We start from the raw sequence: 24,925 nt of genomic DNA, 5'->3' as shown, positions 1-24,925 counted from the left end.
TTTCCGGCTCTTATCGGCGGATTGATTGACTAGAAAAAGCCGCCCCGGATTGCTCCGGAGCGGCTTTTGCATTTGTGGCCCCTCTTTGGTCGTCGGTATGCCCGGCATTGGACCTCATTTGGTCAGCAGGGTGATTTGTTTCGATGTTTGACTCGCGATCGATGAGAAGGCGCTGAACAGATCTGCGGCATTCTGCGGAGTGAAATAGTCAGAGGCCGTCGTCGCGCAGTACTTCAGCAATGCTTCACCGTTTTCCGGAGCCATGAAGGCGATGGTGTAGACACGGATGCCGGCATTGCGTGCTTTGTCGCACTGTTTTTTTGTTTCCGTATCAGCGTTTGCGACGTTGTTTTCGCCGTCTGTCATAAAGACGATGTATGTGGACGGGTTCGCTATTCCACTTTTGTTTTTGTGCTGCAGTTGTTCGTTTGTCAGTCCAGGTGTCGTGGATGCCAATGTCAGAGCCGTTACCGCAGCGGTGAAGGCTGGCGCCGAATTCGTCGTTCCGCTTGCCGTCAGATTGTTAACGTATTTGGTGACACCGGTCGTACCCCAGGCTAGCGCTGAAGGTGTCTGAGCGACGGAGTTATACGAGTCTGCACCGGTGCGAACATATTGGTTGTTCGGATCGGCTTTGTTGAGCTGTGTCGATAGGTTGGTGACCGCGATCTTCAGCGATTCAATCTTTGTGTAATAGTTGGCTTTCGTGCCCGTGCAGTTGCCGTTGACCGGCAAGCCCCATGAGTTCGTCGTCCTGCAGGAATAGGTATAAGTGGTCGTCGGCTTCTCGGCATTGACCGTGTTTGTCGCCTCGTCCATTGAGCCGGAGCGGTCGAGAACGAGATACATCGAAAGTGGGTTCTTTTGCGCTTCGGACGATGCGCCGACGCCACTAGTCGATGTGCTCGATGCGCCGACGTTCATCGAGGTTAAGCCGAGCATGCGCGTCATGCCATTCACCTGCATCGAATAGGACGCATCCACAACGACGGTGTAACCAGCGTTACCGGAGGAATCGGTGGTTTTTGTAATGCTCGCGCTCGTGCCGGTCTTGAGCGAGTTGATGGTATCCGTATCGCCTGCAAGATAGTTCGACATCTGCCCGGTCACGAATTGGGTCGCCAATTGCTGGGCGTTGCTTGTCGTCGCTGTGCCATTGCCAAGCGCTGTTGCTGTGGCAAGAGCGGCCGCATCGGTTGCTGCCTGTAACTGGCTGTTGGACACTGCCATGTTGGTGACATCGACGGCTACGCCTGCCGTTGCTGCCACGACCGGTAGGGCAATCGCGGTAAGGATGCCGAAATTTCCCGATCGATCTCGTATAAGTTGTAGTAGGCTGCGAAATTTACTCGAACCAATGATCATCACGTTCGCCCCAACGAAGTAATAGCCTCAGAATGGCCGCAAATATCGGCGGGAAATCTAAGCTCGGCGTTTAGATGATTGTTCGACTTTTAGCGACTGGTGTAATTAATGCTGCTTTAGTGGAATAACATCCACGGCCTGGACAGTCTTCTGGCTGCCATAGCTTTTCAGCACGCCGATGACGGGGGCGACGTCGGAATAATCGCGGCCATAGGCGACGACGATGTGGTCGGTGCCGGCGGGGATATTGTTGGTCGGATCGAGCTCGATCCAGCCGGCCGTTTCGCCACACCAGACGCGGACCCAGGCATGCATGGCGTCGGCGCCTTCCAGCCGCTCCTTGCCGGGTGGCGGGATGGTGCGCAGGAAGCCGCTGACATAGCCGGCGGGAATGCCGAGGCTGCGCAATGCGATGATCATCACATGCGTGAAATCCTGACAGACGCCACGCTTCAGGCGGAATGCCTCCTTCGGCGTAGTCTCCACCGTCGTCGCCTTGGCATCATAGGCGAAATCCTTGTAGATCTGGGTGCAGACGGCGTGGGCGATCTGCATCACGGTAAGTTTGGTCGTCGCCCATTGCCGAGCATAGTCGGCGATCTCGGCCGTTTCCGGCAGGCGGGGGCTGGTGCCGAGGAAATGATGCGGCGAGGACGAATCGACCGCCCAGCAGTCGCTGATCTCGTCCGGGAGCTCGGCAAGTACGGGCGAGAAGTCGGCGGTGATCGGCTGGCTCTCCACCTGCACGCGCGCCTGCATGCGGATATCCAGCTTTTCGTGGTGATTGCGCACCAGGATCGAGGTCGTGGGATGCTGGAAGAAATCGGTGAAGTTCGATTGCTCGTCGGGATGCGGCGAGACTTTCAGCGAGCCGGCAATCAGGCGCTGGCGGTTGTTAAGCGACAGCGGCAGCAGGCGCATGATGTGGCGCGCGCCGCTGGCCGGCACGTCGTAGATATAGCCCATGTGCAGTGACAGGTCATAAAGCATCACATCATCCGAGATAGGTCTGGGCCAGGAGATCGGAGAGCCGTTCCAGCTCCCGTTCCAGCCGTTGATAGACCTCGTCGTTCATCGTTTCCGGGGTCATGACGGCCAGGCCCGAATGCAACCGCATGGCTTCGCGGTAGAAGGGCGACATCTGGCCGTTGACGAAGGCGTTCGGCAATTGCTCCACCTCGCGGTGGATTTCGTTCATCTGGAACAGAACCGAACGCGGGTTGAGCGGATCGAGCGCCAGGAGATCGGTCACCGTCAGCCGCGCCGTATTGACGTTGTAGCGTCGGCGGTGGGTCATGACGCTGTCGCCGATTTCAAGCAGCATGTCGAGCGCGCCGTCGGGCGCCTCCGGGCCGGACATATGGCCGAGCAGGCGTGTCATGTGCATTCCGCGCTCGATATAGCGGCCGAGCGACAGAAAACGCCAGCCGGTGAAGCGATACATGTTTTCATGCACGAGACCGGCAAAGCCGGCGAGCTTGCGCAACAGGATGGTCATGGCATGGCTGGCGTCATCGCCGGGCTTGACCGTTTCGTGGAAGCGGCGGGCGGTCTTGGCGAGATCGTTCAGCGCCAGCCAGCCGTCCGGCGAAAAGCGGTCGCGGATATTGCTGGCGGAATAGACGGCGCTCTCGATGTTGCGCAGCAGGCTTTCCGGCACGGCTTCCTCGGTGTCGATATCGACTGCCCCGAGATAGGCACTGACATCGGCGAGCAGCGGCTGGGTGGGATCTGCCGATTCCGCAAAGCGTGCGTGCCAGGCACGCAGGATGCGCAATGCCCCTTCGGCGCGTTCGATATAGCGGCCGAGCCAGAAGAGATTGTCGGCGGCGCGGCTGGGCAGGCTGCCGGGCATGTTGCGGGTAAACGTCTCTTCGGCCGGCAGTAGCGTGTGGCGCTCGACCGGCTTGTCGGAGACGATCCAGACGTCGGCGGCCGAGCCGCCGGCCTGCATGGCGATGGCCGCGACATCGTCGCCGCTGCCGATACGGGCAAAGCCGCCGGGCATGATCTGCCAGCCCTTTTCGGTGCGGGCAGCAAAGACGCGCAGGCTCATCGGCCGTGGCAGCAGCTTGCCGTTGACCCAGGCGGGTGTCGTTGAGAGCGTGACGACCTCCTGGCCGACCAGCTTCTGGCCGTCCTTCGCCAGCCAGTCGGCAATCGATTCCTTGGCGGTGGTGCGCAGCGTCGAGCCGAGCACCGACTGGCCGCTGTCGTCGAAGAAGGGCATGCAGGAATAGGCCGGGCCGATCACCATCTTCTCGATGTGCTTGGCGACATGGGCACGCTCGGCCTTCTGTCCGCACCACCAGGTGGCAATCGACGGCAGTTTCAGCTCTTCGCCACGCAAATGCCGACAGATGGTGGGCATGAAGGCGAGAAGCGCACGGGTTTCGAGAATGCCGGAACCGAGCCCGTTGACGATGGTGACGGTTTGCGCCCGCAGCGCCTCGACCAGGCCTGGCGTGCCGATATGGGATTGCTGGTTGAGCTCCAGCGGGTCCGCATAGGAAGCGTCGAGGCGGCGCCAGAGCACGCTGATCGGCCTCAGTCCCGCGACGGTGCGGACCATGAGCTGGTCGTTAACGACGGTGATATCCTCGCCTTCAAGCAGCATGAAGCCGAGATAGCGGGCGATATAGGCGTGTTCGTAATAGGTCTCGTTGGCCGGCCCCGGTGTCAGCACGGCGATACGATCCGTGGCGCCGCGCTTTGCGCCCTGAAGCGTATCGCGGAAAGCACCGAAGAACGAGGCGAGGCGATGTACCCTGGTTTCGGCGTAGATGTCGGAAAAGGCGCGGGTGGTGGCGACGCGGGTTTCCAGCGCGAAGCCTGCACCCGACGGTGCCTGGGTGCGGTCAGCAAGCACCCACCAGTTGCCATCAGGACCACGACCGATCTCGAAGGCAAGGAAATGCAGATAGTGACCGCCGGCGGGCTTGATGCCGGCAAGCGGCCTCAGGAATTCCGGATTGCCACCGACCAGTGCCGGTGGCAGCAAGCCTTCCTGCACCAGCCGGTTCTCGCCATAAATATCGGCGATGACCTCTTCTAGCAGGTCGGCGCGCTGACAAAGACCTTCCGACAGCGTCTGCCATTCGCGCTCATCGATCAGCACTGGAATGTGTGAAATCGGCCAGTTGCGTTCGCTAAGGCCCTTCGCGCCATAGGCACGATAGAAGACACCGGCATCGCGCAGGTAGCGGTCGGCGCGGGCGAAGCGCTCCAGAAGCTCCTGTTCCGGCATGCGGCTGAGCGCTGCGAGCAGGTTCTGCCAGACCGGGCGCACGGCTCCGGTATTGTCCACCATCTCGTCGGCGACGCCAGGTAGGGCCGAATAGGCAAAGGCCGGATCGTTGCCGATGCCAGCCCTTACCGGATCACGCCGTTTCGTCGCTGTTTTTTTGCGCATGCTTATTCCTGTTTCAGACTCCTATCGGCCGCCTGAGATCGAGCGTCAGCGGAAATTCCGCCGACACCGTTTCCGCCCGCAGGGCATAATCGCCCGCCGTATGTCCCCAAGGCTCGAATCGCGCCAAGCGCCGCGCTTCGGCCTCGTTGCCATTGACGGGGAAAGTGTCATAGTTCCGGCCGCCCGGATGGGCAACATGGTAGATGCAGCCGCCGATCGAACGTTTCGACCATGTATCATAAATGTCGAAGGTCAGTGGTGTATTGATTGGCAAAACCGGATGCAGACCGGAAGCCGGATGCCAGGCCTTATAACGGACGCCGGCAACCGAAACCCCGGAGGTGCCCGTCGGCGTCAGCGGCATGGCGCGGCCGTTGCAGGCGACGGTGTAGCGCGCCGGATTGTTGGTTTCGAGCCGCACCTGCAACCGCTCCAGCGATGAGTCGACGTAACGGACAGTGCCACCGGGTGCGCCTTCCTCACCCATGACATGCCAGGGCTCGAGCGCCTGGCGCAGTTCCAGCTTGCTGCCCTCGTATTCGACTTCGCCGCAGAAGGGGAAGCGGAATTCGAGCTGGGCTTGAAACCATTCGGGACGAAGGTCGAAGCCGTTTTGGCGGAGGTCCGCCAGCACATCGAGAAAATCTTGCCAGATATAATGCGGCAGCATGAAACGGTCGTGCAGCGCCGTGCCCCAACGGACGAAATTGCCATCGATTGGATTGCGCCAGAAGCGGGCGATGAGGGCGCGGACCAGCAATTGCTGGGCAAGGCTCATGCGGGCATTCGGCGGCATTTCGAAGCCACGGAATTCCACCAGGCCCAGGCGGCCTGTCGGTCCATCCGGCGAGAACAGCTTGTCGATGCAGATTTCCGAGCGATGAGTGTTGCCGCTGACATCGGTCAGGAGGTTGCGGAACAGGCGGTCGACGAGCCAGGGCAGCGGTGGGATGCCGTGGCCGGGTGCCGGCACCTGAGCCATCGCGATTTCCAGCTCGTAGAGGCTGTCGTGGCGCGCTTCGTCAAAGCGCGGCGCCTGGCTGGTCGGGCCGATGAACAGGCCAGAGAAAAGGTAGGAGAGTGCCGGATGGCGCTGCCAATGCAGCACCAGGCTCTTCAGCAGGTCCGGCCGGCGCAGGAAGGGGCTGTCGCCCGGATTGGCGCCGCCGACGACAACATGGTTGCCGCCGCCGGTGCCGGTGTGGCGCCCGTCGATCAGGAACTTGTCGGTGCCGAGGCGTGTCAGCCGGGCCTCTTCATAGACTGCCGTGGTGATGTCGACGCAGTCCTGCCAGTTCGACGCCGGGTGAATATTGACCTCGATCACGCCGGGATCGGGGGCGACGCGGATCACGTTGATGCGTTCGTCCTGGGGCGGCGAATAGCCTTCGATGTGCACCGGCAGTCCGAGCTCCGCCGCAGCATTTTCGGCAGCAGTCAGCAATTCGAGATACTGCTCGATTCCTTCGGTCGGCGGCATGAAGACACAGAGCCGGCCGTCGCGAGGCTCGACCGAAATGGCCGTGCGGACCGCGCCTTTGATATCGCCAAGCGTCTGCTCGGTGCGCGATTGCGCGCCTTCGCCGGCCTGGAAGGACGCTTCCGGCATGGCACGGCCGGCCGGCACGATGACATCGGGCAAGGGCGTGCGCGGAATGGAAGGATCGACGGTATGGATATAGGGATAACGCGACGGCGGCACGTAGGGCAGGGTGCCGAGCGGTAGGCGGTAGCCGATCGGCGAGTCACCCGGCATCAGGTAGATCTTGCCGCGCCGCGTGCTCCACTTCTCGCTCATCCAGCGCGTGCCTGTCGCCTGTGCATTCCAGGCTTGCACGGGGAGGACGAAGCCTGTCGCCGTTGTCAGGCCGCGCTCGAAGACGCGAGCGATACGGCTGCGCTCCTCGGGGTCCTTGAGTTTTGAATTGGACGGGTCGACGTTTTCCGGCAGGCTGCCTTCCTTGATGATCCATTCGGCCGGATCTTCATAGGCCGGTACCACCATCTCGGGCTCGATCGCCAGCTCCTTGGCAATTGCACTCAGAAGCTTTCCGGCATCCTCCACGCTGGCGCCGGTCTTTGCGGTCTCTTCGGCGATCAGGGCGGGATTCTGCCAGACCGGCTTGCCGTCCTTGCGCCAGTAGAGCGAGAAGGTCCAGCGCGGCAGGCTCTCGCCCGGATACCATTTGCCCTGGCCGTAATGCAGGAAGCCGCCGGGCGCGAAGCGGTCACGCAGGCGGCGGATCAGCTGATCCGCTCGGTCGCGCTTGGTCGGGCCGACAGCGGTGGTGTTCCATTCTTCAGACTCGAAATCGTCGATCGAGATGAAGGTCGGCTCGCCGCCCATGGTCAGGCGCACGTCTTCAGCTTGCAGGACGCGATCGACCTCTTCGCCGAGCGCGTTCAGCGCATCCCAGCTGTCATCGGAGAAAGGCTTGGTGATGCGCGGATGCTCGGCGACGCGGGTGACCTTCATCGCAAAGTCGAATTCGGTGTTGGCTTGCCCGAAATAGCCGCCGGAGATCGGGGCGGCGTTGCGAAAATGCGGCGTAGCGGCGAGTGGAATGTGGCTCTCGCCGGTGAGCAAGCCGGACGTCGGGTCGAGGCCGACCCAGCCGGCGCCAGGAAGATAGACTTCCACCCAGGCATGCAGGTCGGTGAAGTCGACTTCCGTGCCCGAGGGGCCGTCGAGTGCCTTCAGGTCCGGCGTGAGCTGAATGAGGTAGCCGGAGACGAAGCGGGTGGCGAGGCCAAGGTGACGAAGGACCTGGACGAGCAGCCAGCTCGTGTCGCGACATGAGCCTTTGGCCGTCTCCAGCGTTTCCTCCGGCGTCTGCACGCCGGTTTCCAGGCGGATGACGTAGCCGATCTCCTGCTGCAGCCGCGCATTGATACCGACGATCATGTCGACGGTGGGCTGCTGCTCGGAGCGGTCGAGCGTGGCGAGGAAAGCTTCTAGCAGCGGTCCCGGCACCTCCGGCTTCATGTAGATCGACAGATCCTCGCGAAGCGTCTCCGGATAGTCGAAGGGCCATTTGGTGGCCTCTTCCTCGACGAAGAAATCGAAGGGATTGTAGACCGTCATGTCGGCAACGAGATCGACCTCGATCTTCAGCTCGGTCACCGGATCGGGGAAAACGAAACGGGCGAGATAGTTGCCGTAGGGATCCTGCTGCAGATTGACGAAATGATTGGAGGGCGTGACCTTCAAGGAGTGGCTGAGGACGCGGGTCTTGGAATGCGAGGCTGGTTTCAGGCGAATGACTTGGGGGCCAAGGCGGATCGGATTGTCGTATTTATAGTGGGTGAGATGATAGATGCTTGCTTTGATCGCCATATGTCTCTTTGCCTAGCCCCGCATCATTGTGCGGCAATTGCTGTTCCCATCGACAGTGTGTGCAATGCAGCGAGAGAATGCAAGGCGTCTTGGCGGTCAATCAGGGTCTGCGCATGGGATGCAAAAATAAAACGGCGGGCTTTTTGCCCGCCGCCTTGAAGTCATTGCCATTAAAGACCTTAGCTTCTGCCGAATTCATCGACCAGACGGATGATGTCGTCTTCGCCGAGATAAGAGCCCGTCTGCACCTCGATCAGCTCCAGCAGGATCTTGCCGGGGTTGGAGAGGCGGTGGACTTCGCCGAGCGGAATATAGACCGACTCGTTCTCGCGCAGCATCTGCACGTTTTCGCCGACCGTCACCTCGGCTGTGCCCTTGACGACGATCCAGTGCTCGGAACGGTGGTGATGCTTCTGCAGCGATAGCTTCTTGCCCGGAAGCACGAAGATGCGCTTCACCTGGAAGCGCTCGCCGTTCAGCACCGAGGTATAGCCGCCCCAGGGACGATAGGATGTCGGATGCGTCTCGGTGAGCTTGGCCGTCGTCTTGTGGCCCGCCAGCAGCTTGACCAGCTTGCCGACTTCCTGGCTGTCCTTGAGATGGCCGACATAGACGGCGTCTTCGCTGGCGATGACCGCGACGTCTTCAAGCCCCTGTACGGCGAGGTGGATGCCGTGGGTCATGACGAGCGAGTTCTTGGTATTGACCAGCGTCGTGCTGCCGGCGGCGACATTGCCATTGTCGTCCTGCTTGCCGACCTTCCAGACCGAATCCCAGCTTCCGAGATCCGACCAGGTGAAGGGCGAGGGGACGACGGCTGCATTCGCCGTCTTTTCCATCAGCGCGTAGTCGATGGAGATATCGGGGCTCTTTGCGAAGCTCTCGGCATCGAGGCGCGTGAAGTCGAGGTCGCGCTTCGACTTGGAAACAGCCTTGCTGGCAGCCTTTTCGACTTCGGGTGCATATTCGCCGATTTCGGACAGAAGCTGGGCGGCGGAGAACATGAACATGCCGGAGTTCCAGTAGTACCCACCGCTGGCGATCATCTCCTTGGCCTTTTCGAGGACCGGCTTTTCGACGAAGCGCTTGACGACATGAGCGCCGGTCGGCAGCGCCTTGCCGCTTTCGATATAGCCATAGCCGGTTGCCGGCTCGGTCGGCGCGATGCCGAAGGTGACAAGCTTGCCCTGAAGCGCGGTATCGCGAGCGATGCGGACGCAATCGTAATAGGTCGCGTTGGCGTCGATCTCGTAGTCGGAGCCCAGGACATGCATGGTTGCGTCCTTGCCGAAAAGCTCGGTCACGAGCGTGGCGGCGGCGGCGACGGCGGCAGCGGTGTTGCGGGCAACCGGCTCCAGCAGCACGGCGGCCAGCGTCAGGCCGAGCTCGCGCGCCTGCTCGGCAACGAGGAAGCGGAATTCTTCGTTGGTGAGCACGATCGGCGCTTCATAAAGCTCGGCATCGGAAACGCGCTCCAGCGTGTTTTGAAAGAGCGTCCTGTCGCCGATGAACTGAATAAATTGCTTCGGCGCCGAGGCGCGAGACAGCGGCCATAACCGTGTTCCCTTGCCTCCGGCCATGATCACCGGGACGATTTTGGCTACCATTCTTTCTTTCTCCTAAACACTTGTTCAAGCGTGACGCGAAAGTCTGCAACGTATGCGATAGTTTAAGTCAATTCCTTGACAACTCTATCGCCATTGCGCTCTGCCGTCGACTGCGAACTTTGCCGATTTTAGTGTGGAAATTCTAATAGACTCTGATCGGAAAGCTTATTCTCTGAGAGAAAGATGAAAGCTTTGTGGCGAACAGTTCGTCGAGACAGATAACCGTTGCCGCTTTGAGCGGCAACGGTCGCGTATTCTCCCTTACGCCTCGGCCCGGTCGCCCGGTTCTTCATGGGCAGGCCCATGCTCGACGCCGTTGCGTTTGTTGTAGCGGATCGACGACCACAGCGAGATGCCGATCAGGGCCGCGCCGCCAAGGCCGGTGATGACCTCGGGAATATGCATGAGCGTCTGGACGTACATGATCACCGAGAGGATCAGGATGGCGTAGAAGGCACCGTGCTCTAGGTAGCGATAGTGCGCGAGCGTACCCTTTTCCACCAGCATGATCGTCATGGAGCGCACATACATGGCGCCGATGCCGAGGCCGATGGCGATGATGAAGAGATTCTGCGTCAGCGCGAAGGCGCCGATGACGCCGTCGAACGAGAAGCTGGCGTCGAGAACCTCGAGGTAGAGGAAGGCGCCGAAGCCTCCCTTGGCGGCGGCACTCATGGTTTTCTGCGAGGCATCGAGAAAGCCCGCGAGGACTTCCACCAGCAGGAAAGTCAGGAGACCGTAGATGGAGGCGTGGAGAAATGTCGTCGAATCCTCGCCATCGAGCAGGGAGGAGAAGGTCAGAATGAGGATCAGAACGAAGGCGATCTCGATGCCCTTGATGGTGGCAAAACGCGCCATCGCCTTTTCCACAAAGGCGATCCAGTGCACATCCTTCTCGTGATTGAAGAAGTAGGTGAGGCCGACCATCATCAGGAAGGTGCCGCCGAAAGCGGCGATGGGCAGATGTGCATCATGCATGATCCGCGCGTACTGCTCTGGCTCGGCCGCCGCAAGCTTCAGCGCTTCCCAAGGATTGATCCAGGCCGCGATGGCGACGATCGCCAGCGGGAAGACGATGCGCATGCCGAAGACGGCGATGACGATGCCCCAGGTCAGAAAGCGGTGCTGCCAGAGCGGCGTCATCTCCTTCAGTTTGTTGGCATTGACGATGGCGTTGTCGAAGGAGAGGGAGATCTCCAGCACGGCCAGCACAGAGCAGATGAAAAAGGCTGTCGCGAGACCGCTGAGCGTGCCGGTCGCATTCCAGCCGAGCAGCGCGCCAAGGGCGAGACCGGCAACGGTAACAGCGAAAGCCCAGCCGAAATAGCCGAGCACGGATCTGGAGGAGGTGGACCGCGTCATGGGCGCACCTCGCTGCAAACGGAGGGGAGATATTCGGATCGAAAGCGCAACCGCATGCCGAAGACGGCATGCGGGCGAGGCATGGTCAAACTATTCATGAAAAGAAATCCGCCGGCTCATCTGCAGGCGGTACCGACATCGCGAGAGCGCCGTAAAAACTCTCGCCAGAGGGGCCCGGCACCATAGTTCGCTCCGCAGCCGATGTCAGAAGGCGCGAAGATGCCACCATTAGTTAGTGAAGTTGCGATGTACGTCAAGAGCCGAATTGGATGTCGATGCTTTCGCGTCCGCTTATACGGGATTTTCCGGAACCAAACGCGGCAGGTGGCGTTTGGTTTTAAGGCGGGCAGAGCAAAGTCCGTTGTCGAACGGATTCCTCAGGCGGATTCCATTGCCGGATAGAGAGCAACGGACAAGGAGAACCTCCCATGAGCCTGCACCCCATCCACCCAAAGACGAAGGAACAAAGGCCGGAACTGACGGCACGGCAGAAACGCGCGCGGCCGAATTCCCTGCGCCAGGCACAGGTGCTGCCGCCGCACCAAGTCGATCTGACGTTGCAACCCCGGGCACATGATGATGTCCACGTACCAGCGCATGTTAGCGGCGCGGATCTTTCTCGCGAGGCGCCGGGCGATGCCAATCATGGGGGCAAGAAAAAGGCGGCTCCCAATAAAATTCCGGAAAGGGCGCTTTCGGGCGCCCTTTTTTGACAGGGATGCGTTCGTCCGGCTTGAGGCTACCGGTTACTTTTTGGTGCGCGGCGGCTTGCCGTTCGACAGGAAGCTGCCGGTAAAGCTCAGTTCGCTCGATTTCGCCGAGCATTGGAATGCGACAGGCTTGCCGGAATAGGGGTTGGAGAAGGTGCAGACGCCTTTTGCCTCAACCTGGCCGGCGATCTTGTTGCCGGCGCCGGTGGAGATGACCTCGACCGGCAATTGTATCGTTCCCTTTGTGGCGCCCGGCTTGATCCCGCGCCCGTCACCCTGGAAGCCAAGCATCTTGCCGCCGGCTGAAAAGATAAACGTCACCGAGCCGTCCGGTCCCGTCACGCTGGCGATCTGGGGTGTACAGCCTTTGGACGCATCGAGCTTGCCGACAACGAGCTTGGAGCACTTGCCATCGATGACGGCCACGCCGGGGCCTGGAAAATTCTGCGCGCCGGCACTCGTGGCAACGGTCATGACTGTCAAAGCAGTGGCAAGGCCTGCGAATCGCATGTTACGGGCTCCTTTAAAGCCCAGACACGTTTGCCGATCGAAATGTGGCAGTCAACCCGCAGCGCTCAGATACAGCCGCGGGTAGGAGTGCCGGTCATTCCGGCACGAGCGTCCCGATCAGCTGCAGAAGGGCGTTCTGCCGGTTGCCGCCGCCGGCCAGGAAGTCATAGAGCGTCATCTGCTTTTCGCTGCCGCCATCGACGACATAGTCGGATTGGCGGATGATGAAGACCTCGCCGCTGTCGGTGTCGCGGGCGAGATGGAACAGATATTCATCACCATTGGTTTTGTGGTTTTTATAGAACTGCTTCTTTACAATCGCCATCTCGTCCTCCCGTACGATCAACGCCTTAGCATAACAGTAGTGTGACAGCGCGAGCGGAAGTCAAGCGTCTGCGAATGGAAATTGTGTGAAACCTACCCGCCACGAACGGGTTCGGGCGCCGAACATCAGCATGTGATTGGATATTGAAGGAAAGAGCTTTATTCTCAAGCTGCGCGGTCGAGCATTCGAGGCGCCACGAGCGAGAGGTCAAAGCAGATGAGAATGATGTTAGCGTTGGGAGCTCTATTGAGCTTGGCTTGCGTCTCCGCAGGCGAAGCACCCTCGAACTACCAGTCATACCACGGCGTCCGCGTCGACAGTGATCCCGTGCTTCTGGAGAGATACGACAGGGCGCTGAACCGTTGCGAACCGGAGGCCTATTCCTGGCATCGGGGATCGCCCGATCCAAACAGCACCCTGTACATTCTGGCATTGAGAAATTGTTTGTATAGACACGGTTTCGTGGACCGCGGCTTCTATGCCTATCCCACGTCGTCGGTGTTCCAGCACTTCCTGGATCTCTGATCGCGCACGGTCTATTTCCGCAATTTGGGAACGCCTTTTCCTTGGTCGGAAAGGGCGTTTATTCGCCTGCCGGATGGGTTGGTTCAGGCAAACAGGACCAAATGAAAAAAGGGCTTCCGGTTTCCCAAAAGCCCTTGCTTTTCAGCGAATTAGGATGGTGGGCGTGACAGGGATTGAACCTGTGACCCCTACGATGTCAACACGGTAGATAGGGCCGAAGCCCTTACCGCGCCGAGTGCGAGCAGTGCAAATAACGGCGCATGTTCTCATTCTGATCTCGATTACCTTGGGCAAAGTTTGGGCGTGCCGCCTCGGGTCCGTGAGGCGGCAATATGGCTTCACCTCACCCGAAATTCCGTCTCAGGCAACGTCATTATTGCTCTCCGCCGCCGATTTGATCTGACGGTCATTGAGGCGGTGGAAGCCTCGAAGCTTGCCCATGCCCTCGATTACGGGCACGCAAAATGACGGGTGCGCAGCAAGACAATCATCCATTTGCCGCTGACGATCTGGAAACGGCGTATCTCGGTATCGGTGTTTCGAGGAGCCTGAGTGTCCTCGATAAGAACGTTGCGACGGCGCTCCTGATCCTCTCTGAGCGGCGCGGCTCTGCCTCTGGCAGCGCTTGCAAGCTCGCTGAAGGCTTCGGCATTACCGAGGAGCGTGTTTACGCTTCCTTGCGCCGCTTGGAGGCCAGAGGGCTAATCAAGGTCATCTATGAGCCGGATATCGCCGCGCTGATCGCGTTGGGTGATGACTTCCGTGCCAATCGCGAGCGGTTGGGCGATGACGAAGAAAACTGATCTCCCTTCCGCTCTTGACATCGCGGTGGCCCGCCGTGCCCTCGGGCTTTGCACCGGCATTTCAGGCGGAGCGCTGAACGTCGGCTTCGCTTTGCTTGAGCATTTCAATCGCAAAACCGGCCAGTGCGACCCTTCTGTGGTGCGGCTTGCAACCATGCTTGGCCTCAGCGAGATAACCATAAAGCGCGCAACCAAAGAGTTGTGCGACGTGCACAAGCTGTTCCAGAAAAGCAGCCATGGCGGCTTTTCGAACCGCGCTAGCTACCGTCCAAATTGGGGGCGGATGCGGTCCATGATTGTCGATTGGGACAAGCGAATGTTGACCGGTTCGCCTCCCGAAAACGACGAGGCGAAGGTATCAGAAATGACACCTTCAACAGATCAAAAACGATACGTTCAAGGTATCAAAAATGATCCCCTAACCTATTGGAATAAACCTATTGGAATAAACCTAAGTACGGACGGTGCTTGTGGAGACATGGGTTTCCCACAGGCCGACGGGGGTGAAACATCGCCAACTTCCGAGCTAGTTGAGAGCACGAAAGGGCTTGGGAAGGAACCGAAAGGCGAGCCTGTCGCAAAGCCACCAAAGGTTGTGGATGGCAAGAACATGCGGATAGCGAAGGAAGCCGCCGGACGGCGCTGGAACTCTGCCATGCTCAGACGTGGTTCCGGCGCGTACAGCCGATTTGTTGACTGGGTGACGGAGACGCACAGCGATGCCGCCACGGCTGCGGAGATGCGGCGGCGTGGCGATGGCGAGCGGTACTTGGTCGAGCAGATGCTGCGCGATGGGGTGGTGACGCGGGATGCTTAGCGTGGTCGGGAGAAGCACGCGGCGGCAGGCCCACGGCGGTGAGGACCGGCGTCAGCCCCCCATTCAGGGACCGTACGAGCAGAAACACCCCCGGACGGGCCTGGGGGACTGCGGGATTTCAGCAGTTGCACCCTTCGCAACCGGTACACGGATACACGTGTGCACACGTGTTTTAAGCACGCATTTGCACGGGTGGCGACCGTGAACAAGTCAGCCAACGACCCGACAGTGACACTGCGTTGGATGGGGCAGATCGCACAGCACGTGGCGGCTGGCCGTCCGCTCCCGTATCACCTTTCGCTGTTCTTGCTTCAGGGGCTTTCGCCCTTCCTCGAAACCGCTGGCGAAGTCTCGCTGGATCAGTCTTTCGGGACCCGCCGCCACGGCGGCATCAGCATCAGCAATGCCGCGAAGAACGCTCAGCGTGACGACATGTTGCGGCATCTCCACAACATTCACCCCGAGTGGAGCGCATTGGCTCCGAGCGTTGCCAGCCGCCGCATGCGGCAGGCCTTCGAACGCTACGAGGCCGGGCGCTGGAAACGCGAGAAAAGCGCCACTTCCGCGCCGTCTTCGGAGCCGTTCACGACCTTCTGGCGCATCCTCAACGCCGGGATGCGGATGCCGCAAGAGGCCCGCCTTCGCCAGATCCTCGAACATGAAATTCAAGAGGCCGTTTGAATTTCAGGTCGCGGGCCGGATTTTCCAAATCATCAACGGGGATATACCGAATGACTATCGATCTTAGCCGCCTGACTGTGCTCGGCACGATCAGCGCTCGCGAAAACGCCGCGCTGGAACAGGCCCGCGCCACGCTGGACGTGGAATTGTCCGCCTCGAAAGAGGTTCGTCGCCAGCTTCTTGCCGAGCAGCGCCGTGACGGATTGGCCAGCGAGCGCGGCAGCATCCGCCGCCGCATCGAGCAGCTTCGCGGCAAACAGGCCGAAATCGACCAGCGTATCGAGGAACAAGAAGCCGCGATTGAGCTGCTTCAGGAGCGTGCCACCGCCGCGCACCGCCTGCGCAAGACCTGCGAAGCGTGGGCCGCGCAGCACGTCCAGAACGGAGGTGCGCAATGAGCGATACCGATCTCCGCCGCATCGTGGAAAAGTCCGTTGCGGGCGGCCAAACCCTGATGACGACGCTTGAGGACATCCGCAAGCGTATCGTCCTGAAGCGCTATTCCATCACCAAAATCCAGCAGGCTCCGGTTTCGTCCGATGAAGCCTTGCAGCGTTTGAATGACTGGATTGAGGCGGCAACCGCTGGCAGCGCCGTCGAAAACCTTGCTGCTCGCTTCATTGCCTCCGGCTATCGCCAGCCGGGCAGCTCCGTTCCCACGGAAATCATTGCCGCTGCGATCTTTGGGCCGCTCCGCGACCTGATCGGTGGCGCGATCTCCAAAAGCTATGGCTCCGCAAAGGGCATTTCCGCCGCCGACCGCGCCCGCGAGCTGGCGAAGGCCGAACGCGAGTTGCTTGAGCTGGAATGCGCCGAAGAGGCGATCATTCGCCATGCCGAACAATGCGGCATCGACGTGCTTCGCCGCATCGACGCCGATCCGCGCGCCGTCCTTTGCTCCGGGGAGTTTCTGAAATGAGCGTTATCGTTGACAAGAATACCATTCGCCTGACCGGTTCCGTACAATCCGGCGAGTTTCAGTCGGGTGAAGACGGCTTCAGCTCGACGGACGTGTTTTACGCGCTGGCTGGCTTCGATGACAAAGCCGCGATCACCGTCTACGTCAACTCTCCCGGCGGCATCGCCACCGAAGGCGCTGCGATCTACGCGCTCCTGAAATCCTATCCCGGTCGGCTCGACGTCGTTGTTGAGGGCATTGCCGCTTCCGCCGCCTCGCTGATCGCCATGGCCGGCAAGAAAGTCACGATGGCGGCGGGTTCGGTGATGATGATCCACGATCCCGCAGCCGTCACGGTCGGCAACAGCGACGACCATTCCAAGACCATCGAGGCGCTTGAAGCGCTCGCGACCGCCTACGCCCGTGTCTACGCGGCGAAGTCGGGCAAGAGCGTCGCTGCCTGCCGCGAAATCATGAAGGCCGAAACGTGGTTTTCCCCGGAAGAGGCGGCAAGCGCCGGTTTCGCGGATGCCAGCAGCGCCAAGTCCGGTTCGATTGTCGCCGCCTTCGATTACCGCCAATTCCGCAACGCGCCTGAAAAGCTGGTGGCGCTTGCGGCCTCTCAAAACTGGGGTTCCAGCAACCCGTCCAAGGCGCAGAAAACGCCGAAATCCAAGGAGAAAACTATGCCGCAGGATGATGCAGCCAACGCGGTCAAGACCCGCATGAAGGCCATCATGAAATCCGATCAGGCCGAAGGCCGCGAGGCGCTTGCCGAGTACCTGGCCTTCGAAACCAGCATGTCCGTTGAGGAAGCGGTCGCGCTCATGGACGTTGCGCCGCGCGGCTCCGATGGCGCGACCACCCAGAGCGAACAGGAATATCACCCGCCACGCACAATGACGATGAATGCTGCCGGCTTGAACCGTGGCGGCATGTCCCCCTCGGCAAGCGAACGCGCTGGCGCTGGCAAGCGCGCCAATCTCTCCGCCAACATGAAGCGCCGTTACGGCATCGAATAGGGAACCGCCATGCAGACGTTCAACTACAAGACGGAAAGCGATATCGTCAAAGACGAGGGTAAAAATCGCTTCTCCCGCGACACAGACACCCTCGCTTCCGGTTCCGGCAAGGTTTTGGCCGGAACCGTCCTCGGAAAGCTTACGAATGGCGGCAAGTTCAAGCCGCTCGCTCCCGATGCGACGGACGGCACGCAGATTGCCGCCGCCATCATCCTTCAGCATGCGGACGCGACCGCTGTCGATCAGGAGGTGGTCAACCTCAAGCGCCGCGCGCAGGTCGTTTCGCAAAACCTCGTCTGGCCCGGCGCGATCACCGCAGCGCAGAAGCTAACCGCCCTCGATCAACTCGCCGCCCTCGGCATCATCGCACGCATGGGAGTGTAAACCGTTGCCTACTCCACTCGACTATCTGAACGCTCCCGAATTTGCCGACGACCGGCTGACGGACAGCATCAACGTGCCGCCCTATGTGACCGGACGCCCGGCGCAGCTCGGCATCTTCACCGATACGCCGATCCACACCACCTATGTTCGTCTCGGCGTTTCCGAGCAGGAATTGACCGTCATCCCGGCCCGCGAGCGCGGCGGCGAAACGAACCTCAACATGCGCGGCGACAAGAGCGGCGTGTCCTTCGATATTCCGCACTTCCCGCTCGATGATGCGATCACGCCGGCCGATATCCAGAACCTCACGACCTGGGGCGAAGGTGACGTGATCATGGCGAGCCTTGAGGATGTCTATAACGACCGCCTCATTAACATGCGCGGTAAACACGACCTGACGCATAGCTATCTCGATTGGGGCGCTCTGAACGGCATCGTGCTGGACGGCGAAGGCAAGCAATTGCTGAACGTCTACGAAAAGTTCGATCTTATCGAGCACAGCGTCGAATACGATCTCGACACGGCGACCACGGAAATCTCGCCGCTCAATCGGCAGGTGAAAGCTTACATCCGCCGTGAGCTGCGCGGCACGCCGGCAACCGGCCTTCGCGTCTTGGCCGGCGCTCAGTTCTTCGACAAGTATGTCGGCCATCCGAACGTGCTGGAAGAGCTTCGCAGCTACAAGGGCGATACGCCCAATCCGGGCCGCGATGACATTCAAGACACCTTCAGCTTTGCGGGCCTTACGCTTGAGCGCATTGACGAGGAATACAAGGTTCGCCAGTCGAACGGCACGCTGGTTTCCCGCAAGGCCGTGGCCGACGATGAGGCGATTGTGGTTCCGCTCGGAACGCCGTTCTTCAAGCGCTACATCGCTCCGCCGGATACGATCAGCGGGGCGAACCGCCGTCCCGACCCGGACACGAAGGTATTCGTTTCGACCGACGATCTTCCCCATGACAAGGGCCGCGAAATCCATACCGAGTCGAACGTGCTGCCGATCTGCATCCGTCCGCAGCTTCTTATTCGCCTGAAGATGAAGTGAGGCCAGCCGCACTGTAAGCCGCTGGATTGGCGGCTTACTTTCAGCGGCTTCCAAAAGGCCAGCATGATGTCAAAGGCAAGCGGCCGGTCCGATTCCCGGCGAAGGGCACCACTAGAATTCCGTTTGCAGCTAGCGCGTTTGCGATTGAGTGAATTTTTCGCCTTTCGAAATGGACCGGTAGGCTCTCGCAGCAGTTGTCGAGAAACGCAGACTATTGCGAGAGATATTTGCGACACGGATCTTCCTGCCTTCCGGCTTTATGGATTTGTCGCGATAGGGACATTTCATGAATTTGCCGCTACGGAATTGCCTTACGAATTAAAACTAACCGTAGCGTTGGCCGTTTGCTCACGTACCTTAATGTCTACGGCTACCGGTCCGCTGCGATTGAAACGCATCCGAAAGTCGACGGAAAGCCCCACTTCGAGATCGCCAACGGTTGCCTCATCGAAGCCTGTCCGGTGCGCATAGATTTTGGCGGGGTAGGATCCTGAACGGATAAAACAATACCCCTCACGAATTTCCTCGATCGTACCATAATAGGTTGGAAGGCGAGCCGTGATAGCGTTATCAACCCTCGGTGCGATGCGCCTAAACTCTTTGGGTGCACGCTTGTGAAGCTCACCGAAACGCTGGAACGTACCTTCCACGTCCCCTTTTTCAAACAAGGCCTGCGCTAAGAGATATCTAGCTTCAAAATTTTGATCCTCCGCCGAAAAGCTACGTCCAAGATGGCTAATTGCCAATTCGAGATCCGGCGGATCCGTTTCGAGAAAGTGCATAGCCATTGCCTGATGCGCTGCCTTATCCTCGGGAGCACGTCGCAATGCTTCTTGTAGGATCTCAAGGCGCTTCTCGGGGTGCCCAGAGGCGGCATAGATTTTGCCTATACGAATACCCGTGCCAGTGCCGCGGGGCAATTTCGCCCAAGCTCTTTCTAGGGCTTTCAAGGCCTTCTTCTTGTCCTTCATTTCCGTCCAGAGCCGGGCTTCTGTCTCGAACATCTCCGCGTCGTCTGGAAAATCATGCTGCGCCTTAGCTATTGCCTTTTCCGTGTCGTCCAGCTTCTCTACGAAGAACTTATCTTCGGACTGCTTCTCCTCGTCGCTAAGACGGTCGCTGAGCTCGGTCACCTCGTCAACGAGGAGCTTGCAACGGCTGGAGGCGGAAAACCGCTCGTTCTTTGGCATCTTTTCAAGAAAGGATCGAGACAGCCGGCGAAGCTGATCCTTGAGCACGAGGGACGTTTCGAAGTTAGCCCGCTTGCGGGCAACCTCGGCTTGAGTATGTAGGAAGGTCATGTTCCTGGGTTCCATGAAACTGGCTATCTCAGCCAGATTCTCTGCCCGAAGGAAATCGCCTCCTGGATGCGTAGACTCAAAGATCGCCCACTGCTGGTAAAGGTACGCCTGTTTCGGTGCAGCGGTGATGGCGGCCTCGTAGATGCACCTGACGGCGGTCGGATCAGAAAAGGTGTCCGTGAAAGACCTTCCTTTACAAATGCCTTCTAGAGCCCGTTGGTCGGATGAAAAGCCCACGTCGAAGCCGTTGATCATTCGGACGAACTGCTCCGTCTTGCGATCGTCATCATCACAGACGCGTCCAAAGAGAATCTTAGCTACATGAGAGTGACGGGTCTTATAGGCGTAATCACCCGTATAAGGGTCTTGCGTGATCAAAATCATATCCTCAAGAGGCTTGAAGAACTTCTCCTGATACTCACGGAAATCGATACCCGATGAACGAGAAATGGTGCCCGCTCTGACTGGGACGTTGTATTGATTCATGGTGGCGATATCGAGATACAGCCTCCGGGCCTGTTCGGAGGCTACCGATCTATATTCGTTGAGCACAATGTCCTCGAACGGCAGGCCTTTGGTCAGCACATGCAGCGCGACCAAGAGTTGCCGATCAGCGTGCTTCTCACTCATAAATGCTTCGACCTGCTGAGCGCGGGTCTTTCCTTTTAGTTCTCCTAGGCAATCGTGGCGAACGAGCAAATCAAGAAGAAGCTCGACTTCGGTTGAAGACAAGGTACCGACCCGCAAGGAATGAACAGGGAGCATGTTTTCGATCGGCAGGCAGTGAAGGTTCCAGTCCGCTTCACGCTCCGCGCCACACACTACGATTGGTATCTTCCGTTGTTTCATCGCAGCAAGAAATGGCACGAGCTTCTCAATGTGAATGGCAACCTGATCAACGAAAAGGTAAATCGGCTTTCGTGTCAGTTCCGATAGCTCTTGAAAGACGTCTGGTCGAGGCTGCCCCGCCTCGTTTAGCCACATCACCACGGCGTTATTGGCTGTAGCCGCATCGAATGCGGCTCGCTTAAGCGAGATCGTCTTACCAGCTCCCGCAGAGCCGCGCAGCAGGAAAAACACCGGACCGTCAGGGTTCTCATTTTCCAGCAGCGCCTTAAAGAGAAGATCCCCTGTAACCTTCCGGCTGGCATCGAGCCGCTTGACAATGCCACCCCACCCCGTGTCGTAGCCAGAATAGAAACGCTCGGCGCTCTGCTCGGCAATAGGCATAGTCGCATGAATGTAGGTGAGGTCCTTCTCTAGTGAACCACGGACCAAGTTTGATTCTTCGGATCCTGATATTGCGTAATGATCCCTAATCGGAAACTTGATGGTTTCTACGGCAGGCATCACGAATCTCAGTAATTTGGGAATTGCCGCGTCGAGTGCATCCATGAATTCACCGAAGCGTAGTTTAAAGACACCCACGTTTTTGCTATCCCAGTACTTGACGTCTTCATCCTCAGCGTTCGGATCGACGATGTACCAGCGCGGACGTTTTGAACCATCAAGTTTATAAATAAGATCCCGAATATGCTGATCGCCGAGGCTATAGCCCACGAAGATCACCGGCGACTCGTGACAGGGATCAGTTAATCGGCCAAAGACGCGGGTGCGGTTGGCCGAGTGGGAGGCATAGCTTTCCCAAGAAAGGACGAGCGGAACATCCTTATCGAGACGATGCTCCAAACATCCATGCAGCTTTAGATATAGTAATGGATTCAGTGCACTTCTCATCCGTTCGTCAACGGGTTCGTCGTCCTTGACGAAGGGGATGAGAACTTGGCGTCTCCGCTTGGAATCCGCATATGCTTTTTCTAAGAATGTATCATAGTTGGTGGTCGCTATACGGTTCCAGATGAAGTCAGAGACCTTACGATGGGCCTCTGAAGTCTCGAAGTTCTGGAACGCACTATTCACGGTCTCGAAAACGAGGCTCGAACCAGCGCCGCTGGCGATGGCGAGTTCTGCCACGCCCATAACGTCACGGTTTGGCATGAGCTTACCGAAGTATTTCTGAGATAGGATATCGCGGAGCTGATCCGAGTTCGGGGGGCGATCTCCCTTCTCGTTAACACACTCCTTGGAAGCGCCCGCACCGAGAAAGAGAATGGCCCGGCCGCTACGTACAGCTTCCGTCAACAAAAACGGCAAATCTACCGGTGCCTTCTTCGTTGTCGCCCTGCTGTTCATGCGCCCCCCGTTTTGTTATCCGACATGATGACTGCCGTGAAAGAGAAGAGCAAGTGTCGAGAAAGCCAGAGAAATTGCGCTCTCCAAGCTGAAACAAAATTCAAAGAGCTATACATCACAGAATAGGCAATTCCGCCATGGCCGCAATGCTCGCTTGTGGCACATAGCGAAAATCGGCGAAAACTATCAGCTACCGGTTATTGGGCGCTAATTTCGCTGGCTGGAAATCGGGTGCAGGTCACCCCGGGTTTTCAGCGCGAGCCACAATCTTTCCGACCTAGCAAAAATTCTTCAGCGAGGCGTAAAGGCTTAAGGATGAACCAGATTGATTTCCAGCTTCGAGCCCGTCGCCTCGGCGTAGCGCCGTAGGGTGTTCAGCGAAGGCGATACGCCGCCGCCTTCTAGCCGTGCAATGGCCGATTGCGTGGTGCCGATGCGGCGGGCAAGCTCTGCCTGCGACAGGTTCGCCTTTGTACGAGCCCCGATCAAAGCTTCGACAAGCTGAAACTCTGCATCTGCCTTCTCGTATTCCTGCCGGAATTCGGGATTGTTCATCAGCTTCTTTTTCAGTTCGGCAATCTTGGTCATGGCTTCACCTCGTTCATTCGCTCTCTAGCTATTGCCAGCGCGCCCGGTGGCGTCTTCTGTGACTTCTTCACGAAAACATGCAGTACGATGACGCGACGGCCCGTAACGGTCACATAGATGCCACGGGCGATGCCTTCGGCGGCTTTGGCGCGTAGTTCCCAAAGCTTGCCTTCCAGATGCTTCACATGCGGTTCGCGTAGTTGCTCAAGGCCGACATTCTCGACCGTTTCCATGAGGCGGATCAGCCGCGCCTGAAGGCCCGGCGGCAATGCCTCGATTTCAGCATCGGCGGCATCGTGCGTTTCGACTGTCCATCTCATGCGTGCTATATAGCTGATATGATATAATGCTGCAAGACGCAAAACGTGCATTTCGAGTGATCAAAATGTAAGTTGAAGAAGCCACCAGAAGTTTGCAAGTCGCGAGAGTTAGTCAAGCGACGTGTCTTCCTTGCTGAGTTTAACAAGATTCAGATAGTGCTCTTTGTACTTTCCTTCGAGCTTTTTGGCTTCCGTGATGATCTCGGCCAAATCCCCCTCAACGCTGAAATTGTTAGCGATGCTGGTTATATTCTTAATTACGGACGCTATGATAGCGTAGCTCATTACCACTTCGGTCGCCGCGACCAAAACATCACCTTCCGCCGAGGTGATGTTTTCTTGATTTCCAATTACTGAGATTTTCTCGGTCAAGACTCTCGTCTTGGCGTGGAGATCAACTAGGCTGGTACCCACATCAATTTTGTTATTGTCGAAGATCGTACCGATTTGGAGAAGCCGGCGGACCGCCTCAGACCTAGTCGCAACTCGGTTCTTAAAGCGCCAATCATCCACAAGCTTCAACTCTTCATCCGACATCATTATCGGAACGCGGTTTTCTCGCGGCTTTACCATAGTAGCCCAATCCCAAAAAATCGGCACAAAAAGCACAACCATGTATTGACCTAACCTCGCAGGTTGGTCAATAAACAAAAATCGGCACAAAAGGCGCTGATTGGTCTGATTTTTTGACGGTGATTATCGTGTCCAACATGAAAACGGAACGCGTCGCGTTCATGCTTGAGAAATCCGCATTGGAAGCAATCGATGAATGGAGCTTCAAGAAGCGCATACGCACGCGCGCAGAAGTCATCCGCCAGCTCATTCAACTTGGATTGGAAGCTTCACAGGGAGAAACGAAAAAAGCCGACGCTACGGCCTAGGAACCCGCGTCGGCTTCAACCTCTACGAAAGGTGCATAATATGCAGACAAAATGTACTACAGAAAACATCGACAGCGCAAGCGCCCTCGACCGTCTCTCCAAACTCGCCAGCCGTCTCGACTGGCTGACCGGTGAAACGCAGGATGTGCGTTGCGCCGCCGAGATTGCGACAAACCATATAATTGGCATTCTTTTTCCGGGCCGGAAAGCAAGCGATAATACCAATGCGGCTTGGGCCAATGAGTATTATCATATCGATGAACGCGAACTCAGACACATCGATTTTATGACGAACGACATGGTCGAGCGCGCAACTCGTGCCGACCGTCTGGCGATCGAGCTTTCCGGAGAACTGCTGAGACTCTCTAGAGAAATGCGTCATGCCGCCACCATCAAGAAGGCGACCGATCTGGAAGACTGCATCGCCGCATGGCAGGCGGCATATGATGCCTGGATCGCAACTGGCCGTGATGGCTTCGTTCCCTACGACACGCCTCAAGCGGACGCGGAAGATGAAGCTCTGCTGGCGCTTGCTTCCTGGCCCTGTGTCTCACTGGAAGATATCCAGCAAAAGACAAATCTGTTTTTGAACAGCAAGTATTTGAGCGGCATGGCGTCGGACCATGCGCTGGATCTGCTGCAATCCTTTTCATTCGGGGAGGCCGCGTAGATGGACGCCCGTCCAAACCCGGATGCGCCGCTACGGCCAGCCGAGGCGGCGAAGTGGGCTTTTCCCGATGGTTCAATCACCAAGAGTAGTCTCCAGCGAGAAATTCGCCGGGGTAATCTCGCGTACGAGATGATTGCCGGGAAAATCTTCGTCACGCTCAACGACATTG

24 protein-coding genes are annotated in these 24,925 nt (G+C 58.5%); 12 read left to right on the top strand and 12 right to left on the bottom strand.

Annotated elements, in window-relative coordinates; genetic code table 11:
• Positions 1–114 precede the first annotated feature (114 nt).
• The 6 genes from HB780_RS21785 to HB780_RS21760 form a co-directional block, all read right to left on the bottom strand.
• The gene (locus HB780_RS21785; RefSeq protein ID WP_183696425.1) at positions 115–1,365 is read right to left on the bottom strand and encodes a vWA domain-containing protein; all 1,251 of its coding nucleotides are present in this window, start codon (positions 1,363–1,365) and stop codon (positions 115–117) included.
• A 105-nt stretch (positions 1,366–1,470) separates the two neighbouring features.
• Entirely contained in the window at positions 1,471–2,355 is an 885-nt protein-coding gene (locus HB780_RS21780; RefSeq protein WP_183696422.1) for a transglutaminase family protein, read from the bottom strand.
• A 4-nt stretch (positions 2,356–2,359) separates the two neighbouring features.
• Complete coding sequence (locus HB780_RS21775) at positions 2,360–4,777, bottom strand: circularly permuted type 2 ATP-grasp protein (RefSeq protein ID WP_183696419.1); 2,418 nt, start codon at positions 4,775–4,777, stop codon at positions 2,360–2,362.
• A gap of 13 nt (positions 4,778–4,790) precedes the next feature.
• A complete protein-coding gene (locus HB780_RS21770; RefSeq protein ID WP_183696416.1) occupies positions 4,791–8,114 on the bottom strand; it encodes a transglutaminase family protein in 3,324 nt (1,107 codons plus the stop codon).
• A 179-nt stretch (positions 8,115–8,293) separates the two neighbouring features.
• A complete protein-coding gene (locus tag HB780_RS21765) occupies positions 8,294–9,721 on the bottom strand; it encodes a mannose-1-phosphate guanylyltransferase/mannose-6-phosphate isomerase (RefSeq protein ID WP_183696413.1) in 1,428 nt (475 codons plus the stop codon).
• 261 nt (positions 9,722–9,982) lie between these two features.
• On the bottom strand, positions 9,983–11,083 hold the full coding sequence (locus tag HB780_RS21760) for a DUF475 domain-containing protein (protein WP_183696410.1): 1,101 nt from the start codon (positions 11,081–11,083) through the stop codon (positions 9,983–9,985).
• Between the two features lie 428 nt (positions 11,084–11,511).
• Here HB780_RS21760 and HB780_RS21755 point away from each other — a divergent pair, with 428 nt between their 5' ends.
• The gene (locus HB780_RS21755) at positions 11,512–11,796 is read left to right on the top strand and encodes a hypothetical protein (RefSeq protein ID WP_183696407.1); all 285 of its coding nucleotides are present in this window, start codon (positions 11,512–11,514) and stop codon (positions 11,794–11,796) included.
• 33 nt (positions 11,797–11,829) lie between these two features.
• On the opposite strand, the gene HB780_RS21750 is transcribed toward HB780_RS21755, so the two are convergent.
• Together HB780_RS21750 and HB780_RS21745 are read right to left on the bottom strand one after the other, a co-directional pair.
• A complete protein-coding gene (locus HB780_RS21750) occupies positions 11,830–12,303 on the bottom strand; it encodes a hypothetical protein (RefSeq protein WP_183696404.1) in 474 nt (157 codons plus the stop codon).
• Positions 12,304–12,397: 94 nt separating this feature from the next.
• Complete coding sequence (locus HB780_RS21745; protein ID WP_183696401.1) at positions 12,398–12,628, bottom strand: hypothetical protein; 231 nt, start codon at positions 12,626–12,628, stop codon at positions 12,398–12,400.
• 216 nt (positions 12,629–12,844) lie between these two features.
• Here HB780_RS21745 and HB780_RS33155 point away from each other — a divergent pair, with 216 nt between their 5' ends.
• From HB780_RS33155 to HB780_RS21705, 9 genes are all read left to right on the top strand, one after another.
• Positions 12,845–13,153 (top strand): hypothetical protein, encoded by a 309-nt coding sequence (locus HB780_RS33155; RefSeq protein WP_286203161.1) that lies wholly within the window; start codon positions 12,845–12,847, stop codon positions 13,151–13,153.
• A gap of 464 nt (positions 13,154–13,617) precedes the next feature.
• Positions 13,618–13,956 (top strand): helix-turn-helix domain-containing protein, encoded by a 339-nt coding sequence (locus HB780_RS21740; RefSeq protein WP_183696399.1) that lies wholly within the window; start codon positions 13,618–13,620, stop codon positions 13,954–13,956.
• Positions 13,940–14,773, top strand: a complete 834-nt coding sequence (locus HB780_RS21735; RefSeq protein WP_183696396.1) for a helix-turn-helix domain-containing protein — start codon at positions 13,940–13,942, stop codon at positions 14,771–14,773. The genes HB780_RS21740 and HB780_RS21735 overlap by 17 nt, the downstream gene beginning before the upstream one ends.
• A 201-nt stretch (positions 14,774–14,974) precedes the next feature.
• Positions 14,975–15,454 (top strand): hypothetical protein, encoded by a 480-nt coding sequence (locus HB780_RS21730; RefSeq protein ID WP_183696393.1) that lies wholly within the window; start codon positions 14,975–14,977, stop codon positions 15,452–15,454.
• A 50-nt stretch (positions 15,455–15,504) separates the two neighbouring features.
• Positions 15,505–15,852, top strand: coding sequence for a hypothetical protein (locus HB780_RS21725; protein ID WP_183696391.1), 348 nt, complete (start codon positions 15,505–15,507; stop codon positions 15,850–15,852).
• Positions 15,849–16,373, top strand: a complete 525-nt coding sequence (locus HB780_RS21720) for a hypothetical protein (protein WP_183696388.1) — start codon at positions 15,849–15,851, stop codon at positions 16,371–16,373. The genes HB780_RS21725 and HB780_RS21720 overlap by 4 nt, the downstream gene beginning before the upstream one ends.
• The gene (locus tag HB780_RS21715) at positions 16,370–17,374 is read left to right on the top strand and encodes a head maturation protease, ClpP-related (RefSeq protein ID WP_183696385.1); all 1,005 of its coding nucleotides are present in this window, start codon (positions 16,370–16,372) and stop codon (positions 17,372–17,374) included. Before HB780_RS21720 ends, HB780_RS21715 begins: the two co-directional genes overlap by 4 nt.
• 9 nt (positions 17,375–17,383) lie before the next feature.
• Positions 17,384–17,758, top strand: a complete 375-nt coding sequence (locus HB780_RS21710) for a head decoration protein (protein WP_183696382.1) — start codon at positions 17,384–17,386, stop codon at positions 17,756–17,758.
• Between the two features lie 4 nt (positions 17,759–17,762).
• On the top strand, positions 17,763–18,803 hold the full coding sequence (locus HB780_RS21705; RefSeq protein ID WP_183696379.1) for a major capsid protein: 1,041 nt from the start codon (positions 17,763–17,765) through the stop codon (positions 18,801–18,803).
• Between the two features lie 311 nt (positions 18,804–19,114).
• Here the strand turns inward: HB780_RS21705 and HB780_RS21700 are convergent, their stop codons facing one another.
• The 4 genes from HB780_RS21700 to HB780_RS21685 all read right to left on the bottom strand — a co-directional run bounded on the left by HB780_RS21700 (position 19,115) and on the right by HB780_RS21685 (position 23,820).
• A complete protein-coding gene (locus HB780_RS21700; RefSeq protein ID WP_183696376.1) occupies positions 19,115–22,297 on the bottom strand; it encodes a P-loop NTPase in 3,183 nt (1,060 codons plus the stop codon).
• A 309-nt stretch (positions 22,298–22,606) separates the two neighbouring features.
• Positions 22,607–22,885, bottom strand: coding sequence for a helix-turn-helix domain-containing protein (locus tag HB780_RS21695; protein ID WP_183696375.1), 279 nt, complete (start codon positions 22,883–22,885; stop codon positions 22,607–22,609).
• Positions 22,882–23,205, bottom strand: a complete 324-nt coding sequence (locus HB780_RS21690) for a type II toxin-antitoxin system RelE/ParE family toxin (protein ID WP_183696372.1) — start codon at positions 23,203–23,205, stop codon at positions 22,882–22,884. The genes HB780_RS21695 and HB780_RS21690 overlap by 4 nt, the downstream gene beginning before the upstream one ends.
• Positions 23,206–23,313: 108 nt before the next feature.
• Entirely contained in the window at positions 23,314–23,820 is a 507-nt protein-coding gene (locus tag HB780_RS21685) for a hypothetical protein (protein ID WP_183696369.1), read from the bottom strand.
• An 86-nt stretch (positions 23,821–23,906) separates the two neighbouring features.
• Here HB780_RS21685 and HB780_RS21680 point away from each other — a divergent pair, with 86 nt between their 5' ends.
• On the top strand, positions 23,907–24,086 hold the full coding sequence (locus HB780_RS21680) for a ribbon-helix-helix domain-containing protein (protein WP_183696366.1): 180 nt from the start codon (positions 23,907–23,909) through the stop codon (positions 24,084–24,086).
• Positions 24,087–24,117: 31 nt separating this feature from the next.
• The gene (locus tag HB780_RS21675; RefSeq protein WP_183696363.1) at positions 24,118–24,756 is read left to right on the top strand and encodes a hypothetical protein; all 639 of its coding nucleotides are present in this window, start codon (positions 24,118–24,120) and stop codon (positions 24,754–24,756) included.
• Positions 24,757–24,925: the final 169 nt, after the last annotated feature.

This window comes from Rhizobium lusitanum, assembly GCF_014189535.1.
GTDB lineage: Bacteria > Pseudomonadota > Alphaproteobacteria > Rhizobiales > Rhizobiaceae > Rhizobium > Rhizobium lusitanum_C.
The sequence above is the reverse complement of the archived record's forward strand: the minus strand, read 5'-3'. Positions and strand labels throughout refer to the sequence as shown.